Raw genomic sequence first — 15,520 nt, forward strand, 5'->3', positions numbered from 1 at the left:
CAGGGGGAAGAGGGTCAGGGAGTTATTTGCGCAAGGCAGGATATGGTAGGTACAACTAAAGTCGTTTAACGCTCACTTCGATCATCGGGTAACGTTTGTAGCAATTTATATCAATAAGAACATTTGTTCGATATACGAACGCGAGGCCCCTGTCGATGAAACGTACCTTGACCCGTTGCCTGCTGGTGGCTTCCATTGCCGGCCTGACTGCCACCGCTGCTCAAGCGGCGACCACGTTGCGCATGGCCCACTTCTGGCCGGGCGCTTCCGGAATCAATCAGGACATCTTTGAAGCCTGGGCCAAGACCATCGAAGAAGAATCCGGTGGAGAATTGCGTGTCCAGATGTTCCCTTCCGGCACCCTGGCCAAGCCAGATGCCATCTACGACGCAGCATCCAAGGGCATTGCGGATATCGGTGCGACGGCCCAAGGGTATACGGCGGGGCGTTTCCCGCTATCGCAGATTGTCGAACTGCCCGGTGTCGCAAGCAGTGCCAGCCAGGGTGCCTGCGTGCTGCAGAGCCTGTATGACGATGGCTATCTGGACGACGAATATGCCGATACCCATCCGCTGTTTATGTTCACCACCGGCCCTGGCGGGATACATACCATCGATACCGATGTCCAGAAACCTTCCGATCTGGAAGGCATGCGTATTCGTCGCCCGACCGCGGTGGCCGGGGACATCCTCGAAAACATGGGCGCCAGCCCGGTGGGCATGCCGGCGCCAGATATCTACACCGCCATGCAACGTGGCGTGATCGATGGACTGAGCTTCCCCTGGGAAGGTCTGAAAGGCTTCCGCATCAATGAACTGGTCAATTATCACACCGAGGTGCCGTTCTATACGCTGATCTTCGTGGCCACCATGAATCAGCGCGTCTATGACAGCCTGAGCGAAGAACAGAAGGCGGTGATCGATGCCAACTCCGGCATGAAGTGGGCAGAAAAGGCCGGTGGCGTCTTCGACCAATTGGATGTGGAAGGCAAGCAGGAAGCCGAGGACGCTGGCCATACCATCCGTGAGGTGAAAAATCCGCTGCAGGATCCGGATTGGCAGAAGCCGCTGCAGGACGGCATTGATGGCTATCTCGCAGAGCTGGAAGAGCGTGGCATCGATAACGCCCAAGACGTCTACCAGGCAGCACTCGATGCCAGCCAAGCCTGCTCTTCCTCACAAGCGGCCGCCACCCAAGAGTAACCGCCATGCAAACCTCTCTGGAACGGGCCAGCCATTGGTTGGCCCTGCTGTGCCGGCTGATAGCGGGTGTGGCCTTGGTCGCCCTGCTGGCGGTGACGATCGGTGATGTCAGCACGCGTTACCTGTATCGACTGACGGAAGGCGCCATTGCCTTGCGTGTGACCGGCAGTGTCGAGCTGGTCAGCTACCTGATGCTGTATGCCTTGCTGGCGGCCATGGCGGCCAATGTAGAAAAGAGCCAGGTGGTGGTGGAAGTGTTCTCCCACGGCTTGCCCGACAGGCTCAAGCACCGCCTGCATGGCGTCTACCTGCTGGGTTTTGCGGCCCTGGGACTGGTGCTGTGCTTTGGTCTGCTGGAATCGGCCACTGCCGCTACCCAGCACGGGGAAATCACCCAGGACCTGCGCCTGCCGATGGGTCCAATCTATCTGGTCGCCGCGTTGCTCAGTCTGTTGCTGGGACTGCGCAGTCTGCTCCATGCGCTGTTGGGCATGCTGTTTGCTGCTGAAGTCGAGGTGTCGCATGGGGATTGAGCTCGGTATTGATATGGGCAGGGGATGGATATGAGCAGCGAAATGATCGGCGCCATTGGCCTGGGTTGCCTGTTGCTGTTGATGGCCCTGCGCGTGCCGGTGGCATTGACCATGCTGCTGGTCGGGGTGGTCGGCTTTGCTCAGATAGTCGGCTGGGGCGCGGCCATCGCCCAGCTCAAGAGCGTACCGGTCGAGGTGCTGTCCAACTACAGCTTCAGTGCCGTGCCCATGTTCATCCTGATGGGCGTGCTGGCCGCGCACTCGGGCATGGCCGGCAAGCTGTTTCATTCCACCCGGGTGATCTGCGGTGGTTGGAAAGGCGGGCTGGCAATTGCCTCGGTCGGCTCCTGCGGCATCTTCTCGGCGATTTCCGGCTCGTCCCTGGCCACCGCCAGCACCATGACGCGTGTCGCGCTGCCGGAAATGGAACGCTACGGCTATCACCGTGGGCTGGCCACTGGCACGCTGGCGGCGGGCGGCACGCTGGGCATCATGATTCCGCCTTCCATCGCCTTGCTGATCTACGCCATTCTCACCGAGCAATCCGTCGGTGACATGTTCATGGCCGGTATGATCCCGGGGCTGATGGGGCTGGTGATGTACGCCCTGACGGTCAGTGTGGTGATGCGCCTGAAACCATCGCTGGCGGTGGCGGGCGAGCCGACGGCGTGGAGCGAGAAGCTCCGTTCCCTGAGCGGGCTGGTACCATTTTTCGCAGTCTTTCTGGTGATGATCCTGGGGATTTACCAGGGCGTATTCACGCCTACGGAAGGGGCCAGTGTCGGGGCCTTTGCCACACTGTTGTATGCCTTGGCCAAGGGCATGCGTCCGGCTGGGCTATGGCAGAGCGTGCAGGAAACCCTGGCCCTGTCGGCGGTGGTGTTCTTCATGCTGGTGGGGGCCGAGACGCTGGGCTATTTCATCTCGGTGTCGCGGATTTCCTTCTCGATCAGTGATCTGCTCTATGCCGCCGAACTATCGCCCATGCTGGTGGTACTGTGCATCCTGCTGCTGTATTTCCTGCTTGGCATGTTCATGGATTCCATCGCCATGCTGGTGATCACGGTGCCGGTGGTGTATCCGATCATCCAGTCCCTGGGTATCGATCCGGTGTGGTTCGGCATCATCACCGTGCTGACCGTGGAGCTGGGCCTGATCACGCCGCCAGTGGGCATGAACGTGTTCGTGATCAAGGCCATGGCCCCACATGTTGGCCTGGGCGAGATATTCCGCGGTGTCTCGCCATTCATCGCCTCGGACTTCATCCGTCTGGCCCTGCTGATCCTCTTCCCCATATTGACCACGTTCCTGTTGTTATAACGACATCGCTATAACGGTATCGCTATAACGACATCGGTTTAATGACTGCAGCAGGTCTGGCGACAACAAAGCTGGTCCCACATCAACGCTCTCTCTCCCCCTGACCTAGCCGAAAGGCCCGGGGGGAGTGGCTGGTGAGTCGCTTGAAAAAACGCGTGAAGTAAGCTGGCTCGGAGAAACCGAGCGAGTCGGACACCTGGCTGACGGTCATGTTGGTGTAGGTGAGCTGGCGCTTGGCTTCGAGCAGCAGGCGTTCATGCAGCATTTGCAGGGCGCTGCGGTTGGCCAGGCGTCGGCATAGGGTATTGAGGTGGGCGCTGGTCAGCCCCAGCTCGCTGGCCAGGGTCTCGATACTGGGTTGCTGGCGATACTGCGCTTCGATCAACGCTTGGAATCTGGCCAGGTGTTCGCGTCCTTTGTTGTCAGTCCGAAGTCCATGGTAGCGAGCACCGGGTGCATCGTGCCTGAGCCTCGACAGCATCACCAACAATGCCAGTACCAATGATTCCAGCAGACTGGTACGTCCCGCTGCCGGGTGGCGATACTCCTCCGCGATATGCTCGACCAGCTGCATGACGCGCTGGGCAGTGTTGTCTCCTTCCAGGCGCAGGTAATCGGCACGTTCCAGGACCTTGGCCTGTCGGTCAAGGGCATGTACGAAGCGTTCCGCCAGGGGGCGGGCGAGGGTGATGATGTGGCCCTGGATATCCTCGGCGAAGCGAAAGCCATGGATGGTCATGGCCGGGACCACGATGACCAACGGGCCATTGGCCGTATGAGTGGTACCTTCAAGCTCCAGCGTTACACTGCCGCTGGCAACATGCAGGATGTGGAACAGGTCGGCATGGCGATGGGGGTGGATATGCCAGTCGTGCAACTGACTGCGTTCAGGAATGGATTCGCAATGCAACAGGTCCGGCGTCGGCCAGGGCCGCGTTTCACCATACAGCTTGAACACCGGAACAGCGCTGCCATCGGCAAGGGCGTCGCTTTCAAGGGCAGTCGCGGTAGGAGCGTGGTGGAGCGTCATTGCCATGGCGGTCTCTCGAAGGTTCGACCAAGGTCTAGGACGAATGTGCGAAATGTCCAAGTATTGATGCCAATCATGCCTTAAGAAAGGGTGGGTTTCATTGAAAAATGCAACTTATCACAACAACACGATTGCATGAGAGCCACCAGCATGAGCACAAGAGCCACCAGCATGGGCGCAAGAACCAGCAGCATGACGCCCGATTCCTCGCCTTCTTCACGTCAAAAAACTCAGGTTGCAATTATCGGCGCTGGCCCCTCCGGTCTGCTGCTTGGCCAACTGCTGCAGCGTCAGGGCATCGATAACATCATTGTGGAACGCAAGAGCGGCGAATACGTGTTGAGCCGTATTCGTGCCGGTGTGCTGGAGCAGGGCATGGTCGACCTGCTGCATGAAGCCGGTGTGGCGGGGCGCATGGAAGCTGAAGGACTGCCTCATTCCGGGGTCGAGCTGGCGTTCGACAACCGTCGGGTGCGAGTGGATCTGAAGGCGCTGACCGGAGGCAAGACGGTCATGGTCTATGGCCAGACCGAAGTCACCCGCGACCTGATGGAGGCTCGCGAAGCCTGCGGTGGCACGACCCTCTACGAAGCCGACAATGTGCAGCCCCACGACCTGGAAACGGAGTCGCCTTACATCACCTACGAAAAGGATGGTGAGCGCTATCGTATCGACTGCGATTATGTTGCCGGCTGTGATGGCTTCCATGGTGTTTCGCGCCGCGCGATTCCCGAGCATCGCATCAAGACTTTCGAGCGCGTGTATCCCTTCGGCTGGCTAGGGTTGCTGGCGGATACCCCGCCGGTGTCCGAGGAACTGATCTATGCGCGGCATGAGCGCGGCTTTGCTCTGTGCAGCATGCGCTCCGCTCACCGCAGCCGCTATTACCTTCAGGTGTCACTGGATGAGAAAGTGGAGGACTGGTCGGACGAGCGCTTCTGGGAGGAACTCAAACGTCGCCTGCCGCAGGACACAGCCCACGACCTGGTCACGGGGCCTGCGCTGGAGAAGAGTATCGCTCCGCTGCGCAGCTTCGTGGTCGAGCCTATGCAATACGGTCGCCTGTTCCTGGTCGGCGATGCCGCGCATATCGTGCCGCCCACCGGAGCCAAGGGGCTGAATCTCGCCGCCAGCGACGTCAATACGCTCTATCGTCTGCTGTGCAAGGTGTATCAGGAAGGCCGTACCGACTTGATCGAGCGCTATTCCGAGACCTGCCTGCGGCGTATCTGGAAGGCCGAGCGCTTCTCCTGGTGGATGACATCCATGCTGCATACCTTCTCTGACGAAGAAGACTTCACTACACGCATGCAGCAGGCCGAGCTCGATTATCTGAGCCGTTCCACCGCCGGCCTCACCACCTTCGCCGAAAACTACGTTGGCTTGCCCTATGAGTCGCTGGAATGAGAAGCGCTGGATTGAGGCGTGCTGGCCTGCCTGGGAGCGCGCCTCTTGGTGACGGCCAGGGCAATGCCGGCCATGGTGATCAACGCGGCACCGGCCCAGGTTTCAGGGCGCGGCACATCATTGAAGAACACGTAGCCGAACAGCGCCGCCCAGACAATCTGCAGATAGAGAAAGGGCGAAGCCAGCGAGGCCGGGGCATAGCGCATGGCCAGAATCAGAGCCAGTTGGCTGGCTGCACCGAAGATGCCTACCGCAGCGAACAAGGGGAAGTGGCGTAACTCGATGCTCGACCAGAACGCCGGTACCACGGCGCTGCTGACCAGGGCCCCGGCCAATCCCGCATAGAACAGTGACGTCAGTGGATGATCTTCACGACCGAACTTGCGCGTGCTCAGCTGGTACAGGGCGAAGCACAGCGTCATGCCGAAGGGCAGCAGAATGGCCGGCTGGGAACGCCAGTCGATCGGTCCGACGCAGATCACCACGCCAGCGAAGCCCAGCAGGATGGCCAGCATCTGCAGGGTGTTCACTCTTTCCTTGAGCAGCGGAATCGCCAGCAGTGTCACCAGCAGCGGTGAGCTGAAGTTGACCACATAGACCTGCAGCAGCGGCAGTGTGCGAAAGGCCAGGTAAGCAAAGGTGCTGGCGCCAAGCAATAACAGCCCTCGGGTGAACTGGCCACTCAGTGAAGTCGTCTTGAGCATGGCAGTGCCACGGCGCTTGCCCAGCCAGATGAAGTAAGCGCTCAGTACCAGCATGTGGCCTAGGTAACGGGCCCACACCACCTGCACGGGGGAGTAATCCTGTGCCAGTGCCTTGACGCTGGAATCGAGCATGGAGAACAACAATCCCGCCGCCAGCATGAAGGCAATGCCTTTCATCGGGCGGTCGTACTTGGCATCCAGGTGTGCTGTATCCAGCACCTCTGTGTTCAGCGTCTTCGTATCCAGGCCCGGTTCTGGCGGATTGGCATCGGCAGTGGATGGGAGCACGGAGGGGGATCGGGACGCCATGGTGGACCACGCAGAAGTGAAGGGGAGCGAAAAAGGCAACGGCCACGCGCTGACCGACGAAGGGGCAGCGCGTCTTTAGGATGCTAATTGGAAGCACGTTTTCAATCCACCCTTGAAGCTGACTTCATGGGCGGCTTGAAGACTTGAGCTTGGGCGACTCGGCAACAGTATCTTTAGCGGTGGCCATCTGGCGTTGCCAGGGCTTGTGCAGCGCCAGGTAGGCAGCAGCCCCGATCACCACTCCCCAGAAGGCCGAGCCCAGACCATAGAAGGACATTCCCGAAGCGGTGGCCAGAAAGGTCAACAGTGAGGCTTCGCGATGATCTTCTGCATTGACGGCACCCATCAGGTTGTTGCCGATGGCGCCAACCAGCGCCAAGCCTGCCAGCACGGCGATGAAGGTTGCCGGCAGGGCAGTGAACAACAACACGATGGTGCCGGCCAGGCAGCCCCCGATGAGATAGAACACGCCATTGGCGACGCCGGCCATATAGCGCTTGTCGGGATTCTCGTGGGCATCCTTGCTGGTGCAAAGAGCAGCGGTGATCGAAGCCAACACAATGGTGATACCACCGAAGAAGGCTACCAGCACAGACAGAATACCGGTGCCGACCAGGATCGGGCGGGCCGGGGTGTTATAACCGGAGGTGTGCAGAATGGTCATACCGGGCATGAACTGTCCGCTCAGGCTGACCAGTACCAGGGGCAAGGCCAGGCTCAATGTCGATGACCAGCTCCATTCTGGAGTGATGAACTGCGGTATGGCCAGTGACAGGCTCACGCCTTCCAGGCTGGCACCCTCGAAGGCAACGGCCAAGGCTACGCCCACCGCCAGCAATAGCACCAGGCAGTAACGCGGAAACAGGCGCTTGAGCACCAGGTAGGCAGCGATCATGCCAAAGGCCAGCGCCGGTGAGACTTCCACTGCCTGGAAGATGCCGACGCCAAATTGGAACAGGATGCCGGCCATCATGGCACTGGCGATGCCTCGTGGAATGACCGCGAGCAACCTGTCGAAATAGCCGCTGATGCCTATCGCGAACAGGATGACGGCCGCGCTGATATAGGCGCCTACCGCTTCATTCAGTGTGATCTCCGGAAACAGCGTGATCAGCAGGGCGGTTCCGGGCGCCGACCATGCCGTGACCACGGGAACCTTGAGCCACAGACTGAGCAGAATGCCGGATATGCCTGAGCCGATGGAAACCGCCCATACCCAGGAAGTCAGCATGGCATTGGACACATCGGCACTGTTGGCGGCCTGGAAAAAGATGATCATCGGCCCGGAATAGGACACCAGCACCGCCAGAAATCCCGCCATCACGGTAGAGAGGGATACGTCTCTGTACATCTGTTGTTTGTGCATCTTTTGTTTGTACACCTGTTGTCTGTAGACCTGTTGTTTGAGCTGTACGGCGGCTTGTTGATTGTCGCTTATGGTTCGTAGCTTATGGCTTGTAACAAATAGCTCGTAACAAATAGCTCGTAACGAATAGCTCGTAACGAATAGCTCGTAACGAATAGCTCGTAACGAATGGTCCGTAACTTATAAGGCGTAGCGTATTGGGTGAAGAAAAATTGATAAATAGATTTGGAGTGGCAACACTGTTCAGTCTCATTGAACAGTGTTGAGGCATTCATGGACCGCTTCGATGCCATGCAGCTCTACACTCGGGTCGTGGAACTGGGCAGCTTCACCCAGGCCGCCGAGCAATTGGCAATATCCAGAGCCTCGGCCAGCACCATCATTCGCCAGTTGGAAGCCCGCCTGGGCGTGCGCCTGCTGCAACGTACCACGCGTCAGGTCAGCACCACCCTGGATGGTCAATCCTATTATCAGCACTGTCGCGATGTCCTGGCCCAGATCGAAGAAACCGAAAGTGCCCTGTCCCAGGTGGCGCACCAGCCGCATGGTCGGTTACGAGTCGATCTGCCCGCATCCTTGGGACGCTTGGTGGTTATGCCAGCGTTACCGAATTTCCACCGGCGCTTCCCGGACATCGTGCTCGAAATCGGTATTGGCGATCGCATGGTCGACCTGGTGCGGGAAGGCGTGGATTGTGTGGTGCGTATCGGTGTGCTGGAAGATTCCTCGCTGGTCGCCAGGCCCTTGGGTAGCCTGGAGCAGGTAACCTGTGCCAGCGCGGAGTATCTGGCTCGCCATGGTGTACCGGCCGAGCTTTCTGAACTGGAAGGCCATCGTTGTGTGGCCTATCAGTCGCCGACCACCGGCCGGCCGGACCCTCTGGCGTTTCGCGTTGCTGACAAGGAAGTGCCATGGGATATGCCTGCCAATGTCGTCGTCAATCACGGCGAAGCCTACGTGGCCGCCTGTGAAGCGGGCTTTGGCATCATCCAGGTGCCGCGCTACCATGTCGAACGGCAACTGCAGGCGGGGAGCTTGGTCGAGATCCTGCCGCAGTATCGGCTGACGCCCTTGCCCATGGCAGTGCTCTATCCGCATCATCGCCACCTGAGTCCACGCTTGCGAGTGTTCATCGATTGGCTGGTAGAGCTGTTCTCAAGCGAATTGTAAGTGATCTCTTACAATCAATTACGTTATTGATTACAAGATGTGAGTGATGTCGCCGGTGGGCGACTCTGTGTACTTGCTGTAATGTGCTCCATTCGGGAAATGCCGAATCAGTCAGTGTGCGCGTTCAGCGCAACACAACTCAGTCATTGAGCCATGCAAATATATGCTGTGTTGCCCTTGTAGTGGCATGAAGAAATAGCGGTATTGAGGAAAAACATAGCGGCATCGAGGAAAACGCAATCATGTTCACGGACGACACCGGTGATTTACTGGCCCGTATTCTGTCGGGGCCGCTATCGCAGCACGAACGCCTGCTGACCCTGAAGCTCGGCGGCACGGATCTGATTCCGCATCGCCTGGTCGGCGAAGAGCGCCTGTCGCGACCGTTTTCCTATACCCTCGACTGCATTTCCCAGCGCGGCGATATCGAGCTCAAGAGCCTGATCGCGCAGCCTGCCGAACTCGGCATTCGCCAGGCCGATGGCCAGTACCGCCCGCTGTCCGGTCTGGTGGAGTCGGCTGCCATGCTCGGTGAAGATGGCGGTGTATTTTATTATCAGGTGACGCTGGTGCCGTGGCTGGCGATGCTCCAGCTGGGCCGCGACAGCCGCATCTTCCAGGACAAGAATGTCGTCGACATCCTCGAGGCGGTATTCGAGCCGCATGTCGTCGCCCAAGGCGGTTGGCGCCTCGATCTGCGCCGCGAGTATCCCGTTCGCTCCTTCGAAGTGCAGTATCGCGAGTCAGACTTCCATTTCATCAGTCGACTCATGGAGCAAGAAGGTATCTGGTGGTATGCAGAACATGCTGGCGAAGGCGATGATTTCGATGGACATCGCATCGTGTTCACCGATGACCCCGCAACCTGTTCAGCGGTTACGCCACAGACCATCCGCTTCCATCGCCAGGATGCCACCGAGACAGAAGACACCATCACTCAATGGGGTGGCCGGCGTCGCCAGCAGCCCAACCGTGTCAGCGTCGGCACCTTCGACTACAAGCAGCCACGCTTGGAAAAACGTACCGGCCTGGACACCATTCGCGACCAGGGCAACCTGCCGGATATCGAAGTCTACGATTATCCCGGCGAGTACTATTATCACGACTATCCTCGCGGCGAGCGCCTGACCGTCAATCGCATGGAAGCTCTGGAATCTCAGGCCAAGCGGTTTCACGGGGCTGGCGGGGTTCGCCAGCTACAGGCCGGCCAGTGGTTCGAGCTCAGCCAGCATGCTCGCCATGAGCGCGGTAACGAGAGCGAACGCCAGTTCCTGGTGCTCGGCCTGACCATTCATGCCGAAAATGCGCTGCCGGTATCGGTGCATCTCAATACTTTGCCAGGCAGCCTGCAGCAACAGATAGACGAGGCGCGTCGTGCTCATGGGCTCGAAGACGACAGCCTGCACCGTGACGACTACCAGCAGGCCGGTACCGGTCATTACCTGGTTGATTTCGAATCCCAACGCCTCAGCCAGCCGTACCGTTCTCCCCTCGATCATCCACGCCCGGTGCTGCGTGGCTTGCAGACGGCCATCGTCGTCGGTCCGGAAAACGAAGAGATTCATACCGACCACCTCAACCGGGTGAAAGTGCAGTTCCACTGGGACCGCCAGGGCCAGCGCAATGACCATTCCAGTTGCTGGCTGCGCGTGTCCGAGCCCAATGCCGGGGCCGGTTGGGGTGGCGTGTTCGTGCCGCGTATCGACCAGGAAGTGACGGTCAGCTTTCTCGAGGGCGACCCCTCGCGGCCACTCATTACTGGCCGGGTGTACAACGGTGACCAGACCCCCGAATGGCATAGCAACGGCCTACTGTCCGGCTTCAAGACCAAGACCTACCGCGGCGGCAAGTTCAACGAACTGGTGTTCGACGACGCCACCAACCAGGAGCGGGTGCGACTCAACTCCGAGTACGACAAGAGCCAGCTCAACCTTGGCTATCTGATTCACCAGAACGGCAATACCCGCGGCGCCTTCCGCGGTACCGGCTTCGAACTGCGCTCCGATGCCTACGGTGCCATCCGCGCCAATCAGGGCCTGCTGTTGACCAGTTGGGGCCAACTCGGCGCTTCTGGCGACCAGCTCGAACTGACGCAGGCCACCGAGCAGCTTTCGAGCGCGCATCGTCTGGCGGACGCCCTGAGTGAAAGCGGCACCCAGCATAATGCTGATGCCCTCGAGTCGCGTACCAATCTCAAGCAGGCCAGTGACGATACCCAGGGCACATACGGCAGCACCGATGCTGCCTCGGATCAGGATCAGTCCACCGCGCGTGGCGCCAGTCAGGCCGGGCGCGGCGAGGCCGCGCATCTCAAGGCGCCTTGGCTGCACCTGAGTTCACCTGCGGGGATTGCCGCCAGCACGCCGGAATCGACGCATCTGGCCCAGGGCAAGTCACTGAGCGTGACCAGCGGCGACGACATCAACCTGGCCGCAGGCAAGAGCCTGATCGGCGCCATCTCCGACCGAATTTCCCTGTTCGTGCAGCGTGCCGGCATCAAGCTGTTCGCTGCCAAGGGCAAGGTGGACATTCAGGCCCAGAGCGATGAAATGGCCCTGACGGCCGAAAAGGACGTCAAGATCACCTCGACCGAGAACAAGGTGCGCATCGAAGCCGCCGAGGAAATCCTGCTTACCAGCGGTGGCGGGTATATCCGCATCAAGGGCGGCGATATCGAAGTGCATTGCCCGGGCAAGGTTGATATCAAGGGCGCACAGCATGCCTTTTCCGGCCCGCAAGGGATGGACGGCGCCATACCGGAGTTGCCGGAAGGCGGCTGCGAAACGCAACTGACAGGTGCCGACCAGCAGCGTAGCGGCGCTGCACCGCTAGGGAGTTAAGGCAGGATGCGGCAATACCAAGCTCCTAAATATCAAGCCCCCAAAGGACAGAGTACGGTCGATACCTTGCCGGAAGACGCCTTGCTGGTGCACCAGTACGCCTTGCTTAACCCGTTGTCTATTGATGCCGAAGACTGGGCAGATCTGCCCTGTGAGCCGCTGCTCACGCCCAATGTCAACGCCCGCCCGCACTTGTTGCCACAACTGGTGCGATTGAATGAGATGCCCCGTGACGCAAGACTCGCTCTGCGCGAGCGGATCGAGCGACACCGGCAGCGTGGCGTCGCGTTCTTCTGTGCCTTGCTTGGTAGCCATGCACCGGCGGAGCGGGTCGCCAGGCATCTCATGCACCATCTGGAGCAGCGCCGCCAGGGCGATTCGCGCTATTGGTGGCTGCGGTTCTACGACCCTTATGTCTTTCGCCACCTATGCTGGCAGCTGGACGCCGAACAGATGGATGTCCTGCTGGGCCCCATTCATGCATGGACCTGGCCGGATGACGATGGACGCTGGCATCACCAGCGCCATCAATCGAGTGAGGCACCCAAGGTGTATCACTTGTTTCTCAGCAAGGAACAATGGCAGCGCATCGATCGGCTGGCGCTACTCAACAGCACGCTGGAGATGTTGGTGCTGTTGGCTCCAGAAGTGGAGCAAAACGCGGTGCTGTGGCAATGGGTCGACAACCTGCTTGAACAGGCAGAACAGTGGCCATTGCCGGAAGACGACGACCGCCAGCTATACGCCGAACAGGCGGTACGCTTCCACCCCGGAATGCATGACCACCCCGTCATTCTGTCCTGCCTGAAGCGCGCGAGAGAGCCGGGGATGACCTATACCCAGGCCTGTGCGGATCTCGATGATGCCAGGATGATGGATCTGGCCGCAGAGCTGGATGACCGTGACATACGCAAGGAGGCTCCATGAGCGAAGCAGACAACAAGACGATTGCAGAGTGCCCGTATTGCCAGAAGAAGGGCCTGCCGATCCTGCCCTTGCGTTATGCCATTACGCGTACAGACGGCGGCAACAGGGAAGTCGTAGGTCCTGCGCTGAGCGGGCCGTTTGGCGATGGCGTGACAGATATTGCGCTACCGGAAGGGCAAGCCTATACCTTGCGACTGGTGCGTGGCGGATACCTGTATGTGTTCAATGAAACCCGTGGCAGCTGGTCTGGCTATGTGGTGACAGAGAAAGGTTATCTGTTCCCCTACGTCACGGAAATCAAGCACGATGTGCTGTTGCGCCTGGACCCGAACAAGGCCCAGGGCAGTATCGATAGCAGGTTGCAACCGCCTACACAGGATGAAGAATTCACCTGCACCGCCAACCCGGAGCACCATTACCCCGGGCGCTGCATCACCATTCCCAATGCCGATCAGGCCGATAATATCTATCTGGCCTTTTCCGACACCGCCTGGACCAAGCGGGTGTGGAAGGAACATGCCACCAATGCCCAGATATGCGACAGCGGTGTGAAGCGGCGCGACCATATGCGCAAGCTCTCGCTGGCTGAATGGCGTGGCGGTAGCGCCAAGCATGCCGCACCAATGGCCGAGCTGGCCGAGCGGGTGGCGGAGGCTAGATATCCATGGATGTCACCCAATCTGCCGCCCGTCACCTTGATGCGTCGTGAACTCTATCAATTGCATTATCCTTTCAGCCATAGTCCGGCGCCAATCCATGGCATGGATGATCAGGTCGAAGGCTTGGTGGCCTGGGCCCAGGAACAGGCCGAACCGCTGGACATGCCGCCACTGATGGTTGCCCTGGATGATCCGGTGGGCATCGCGGCTGATCTGGCAGGCCTGATGAGGGCAAAACTAGACGAGAAGATGGCTGATACGAAGAAAATTCGACCGCTGGCAATCTCTTCTGCCATTGCCAATATCCGCCACAGTATTCGCGAAGACGCCGAAAATCGACAGATCTATCGTACCGAGCGCCAAGCCATTCAACTGGCATATGGCAGTGGTCCCGGTGCCGGTGGAATGGCGTTGGCAGCGATGCTCGTCCCAGGAGTGCGCGAACAGCAGCAAGAGACACTGGAACGCTTTCGTGACCCCACTCCCGAGCAACTGGCTGCCGCTCGGGAAGACGCTTGGAGCGATTACACCGACAAGCTCAATATGGCGGAATTGCAATCCTGGGAGAGCGCCTGGAAAAAGGAATTGCGTACCCTCGACATCGAACAGCTTAACCCGCTGGCTCGGGCACATGTGCAGTGGATGGAGAGCGATAACCTCCACAAACATCTGGACACCCAGCACGACGATAACGATATCGAATCCGGTGCCGCCTTTGTCGATACGCTGCTGCTGTGTATTCAGGATACGCAGGAGTACTCTCCATGTGCAGCGCTGTACCACCGTTGGCTTTCTGCCAAGACGATTGAGCGACGCAACCTGGTGCTGAGAGCCATGGGTTACCACCAGGAGGTGATACTGGGACAGTGGGATGAGACATTGCAGGGTGGCCTGAAGCCAGATGCCCTGCGCGGGCTACCCTGGGATGGCTTGATTACCGGTTACGGCGAGGCACTCGATGCCCTGCGCAACGGCAGCCAGAACGCGGTAGTACGGCTGGCAGCCGCATTGGGTGGCCCCTTCGCCAAGGTGGCGGCTAATGCGGTTGACCAGGCTGTGGGGCCAGCGCTGGTGGCAATGGGTGTCATTGCCCGTGCACCGGTGATTATGGCCGATGTGACGATGAGCAAACGCGCCGCGATTGCGGAGCTGGTCGCACGCATGATGGCGGTCAACCCACAAGTGGGAACGTTGGATGACCTGAACCGGGCGATCGATATCCAGATGCGCAAGGCGCGTATCTACGGGACTCACCTTGAAGGTACTGGCAAGTACCGCTACCTGATCATGGCCGACCCCAGAGTCGTTGGAGATTTCCCCGGAAAGGATGCTCAGGGCAATGCTCGGCACTTCGCCGAGGCCGCGATCTTGACCGAGGCCGACCGTACAGAGCTGACACGTCTACGTTGGCGCCAGTTGCTGCCCACCGAAGCCGGATTGGGTGTGGTGACCGGTATTCTGCAATGCATGGCGCTGGGCAAGCTGGCCGATGACCTGGCCAGCGGCATGGCGCACGAGAAGAACGAAAACAGCTGGCGCTATCACACCGGCATTGTGGGCTTGATAGGTACGCTGGCGGAGACGGTAGGCAAATGGTCGGACAGCGCATCTAAGGTAGGTAGTCGACTAGGGAAAGGCATCGAGCGTTATGTTGGACGCATCTTACGTTTTGCTGGTCGAGGCCTGGGCATCGGTGCGGGTGGGGTGATGGCGCTATGGGACTTTCGACGCGGATTCCAAGAGCTTGGAGAAGGAAATGGTTGGGTCGGAGGATTATTCTTCGCCTCAGGTACGTTTAGCTTGCTTGCTCTGGGAATGTTTGCGGGCTGGTTTGGGACTACGGTTATTGGTTTGTCTGCTACGGGTATCGGTATTGTATTGGTGGTATTGGTTATCGCTATTGCGATATTGATCGAGATATTCAAGGACAATAAGGTGCAGGACTGGCTGGAACGGTGCTATTTCGGCAAGTTCGAGGAAAGCGAACGTTACCAAGATCCGGAGCTGGAACTGAACGAGCTGGAGCTGGCCCTTAACGATATGAAAGGCTGAA

The 15,520-nt window shown here is 59.2% G+C and carries 11 protein-coding genes; 8 read left to right on the forward strand and 3 right to left on the reverse strand.

Annotation, left to right across the window (positions count from 1 at the left end; translation table 11 throughout):
* The first annotated feature begins 155 nt into the window (after nucleotides 1–155).
* Genes Q1K07_RS07800 through Q1K07_RS07810 form a run of 3 tightly spaced genes read left to right on the forward strand, consistent with a single transcriptional unit; the run spans nucleotide 156 to nucleotide 3,055 of the window.
* Nucleotides 156–1,202 carry a TRAP transporter substrate-binding protein gene (locus tag Q1K07_RS07800; RefSeq protein ID WP_300309541.1) on the forward strand — a complete coding sequence of 349 codons (1,047 nt, stop codon included), beginning with the start codon at nucleotides 156–158 and terminating at the stop codon, nucleotides 1,200–1,202.
* Nucleotides 1,203–1,207: 5 nt separating this feature from the next.
* Complete coding sequence (locus Q1K07_RS07805; protein ID WP_300309542.1) at nucleotides 1,208–1,735, forward strand: TRAP transporter small permease subunit; 528 nt, start codon at nucleotides 1,208–1,210, stop codon at nucleotides 1,733–1,735.
* A gap of 30 nt (nucleotides 1,736–1,765) precedes the next feature.
* On the forward strand, nucleotides 1,766–3,055 hold the full coding sequence (locus tag Q1K07_RS07810) for a TRAP transporter large permease (RefSeq protein ID WP_300309543.1): 1,290 nt from the start codon (nucleotides 1,766–1,768) through the stop codon (nucleotides 3,053–3,055).
* 82 nt (nucleotides 3,056–3,137) lie between these two features.
* Here Q1K07_RS07810 and Q1K07_RS07815 read toward each other — a convergent pair whose 3' ends face one another.
* On the reverse strand, nucleotides 3,138–4,091 hold the full coding sequence (locus Q1K07_RS07815) for a helix-turn-helix domain-containing protein (protein WP_366945045.1): 954 nt from the start codon (nucleotides 4,089–4,091) through the stop codon (nucleotides 3,138–3,140).
* Between the two features lie 186 nt (nucleotides 4,092–4,277).
* Here Q1K07_RS07815 and pobA point away from each other — a divergent pair, with 186 nt between their 5' ends.
* Nucleotides 4,278–5,492 carry a 4-hydroxybenzoate 3-monooxygenase gene (pobA, locus tag Q1K07_RS07820; protein WP_300310018.1) on the forward strand — a complete coding sequence of 405 codons (1,215 nt, stop codon included), beginning with the start codon at nucleotides 4,278–4,280 and terminating at the stop codon, nucleotides 5,490–5,492.
* On the opposite strand, the gene Q1K07_RS07825 is transcribed toward pobA, so the two are convergent.
* Nucleotides 5,474–6,505 (reverse strand): DMT family transporter, encoded by a 1,032-nt coding sequence (locus tag Q1K07_RS07825; protein ID WP_300309544.1) that lies wholly within the window; start codon nucleotides 6,503–6,505, stop codon nucleotides 5,474–5,476. The two genes, pobA and Q1K07_RS07825, sit on opposite strands and share 19 nt — an antisense overlap.
* A 124-nt stretch (nucleotides 6,506–6,629) precedes the next feature.
* Nucleotides 6,630–7,871 (reverse strand): benzoate/H(+) symporter BenE family transporter, encoded by a 1,242-nt coding sequence (locus Q1K07_RS07830; RefSeq protein ID WP_300309545.1) that lies wholly within the window; start codon nucleotides 7,869–7,871, stop codon nucleotides 6,630–6,632.
* A 273-nt stretch (nucleotides 7,872–8,144) separates the two neighbouring features.
* Between Q1K07_RS07830 and Q1K07_RS07835 the strand changes: the two genes are divergently transcribed.
* The 4 genes from Q1K07_RS07835 (at nucleotide 8,145) to Q1K07_RS07850 (ending at nucleotide 15,519) form a co-directional block, all read left to right on the forward strand.
* Nucleotides 8,145–9,041 (forward strand): LysR family transcriptional regulator, encoded by an 897-nt coding sequence (locus Q1K07_RS07835; protein ID WP_300309546.1) that lies wholly within the window; start codon nucleotides 8,145–8,147, stop codon nucleotides 9,039–9,041.
* 242 nt (nucleotides 9,042–9,283) lie between these two features.
* The gene (tssI, locus tag Q1K07_RS07840; protein WP_300309547.1) at nucleotides 9,284–11,881 is read left to right on the forward strand and encodes a type VI secretion system Vgr family protein; all 2,598 of its coding nucleotides are present in this window, start codon (nucleotides 9,284–9,286) and stop codon (nucleotides 11,879–11,881) included.
* A 6-nt stretch (nucleotides 11,882–11,887) separates the two neighbouring features.
* Nucleotides 11,888–12,808, forward strand: coding sequence for a DUF4123 domain-containing protein (locus Q1K07_RS07845; protein ID WP_300309548.1), 921 nt, complete (start codon nucleotides 11,888–11,890; stop codon nucleotides 12,806–12,808).
* Entirely contained in the window at nucleotides 12,805–15,519 is a 2,715-nt protein-coding gene (locus tag Q1K07_RS07850) for a T6SS effector BTH_I2691 family protein (RefSeq protein ID WP_300309550.1), read from the forward strand. The genes Q1K07_RS07845 and Q1K07_RS07850 overlap by 4 nt, the downstream gene beginning before the upstream one ends.
* Nucleotide 15,520 lies beyond the last annotated feature (1 nt).

The organism is Halomonas sp., from assembly GCF_029263665.1.
Classification (GTDB): domain Bacteria; phylum Pseudomonadota; class Gammaproteobacteria; order Pseudomonadales; family Halomonadaceae; genus Halomonas.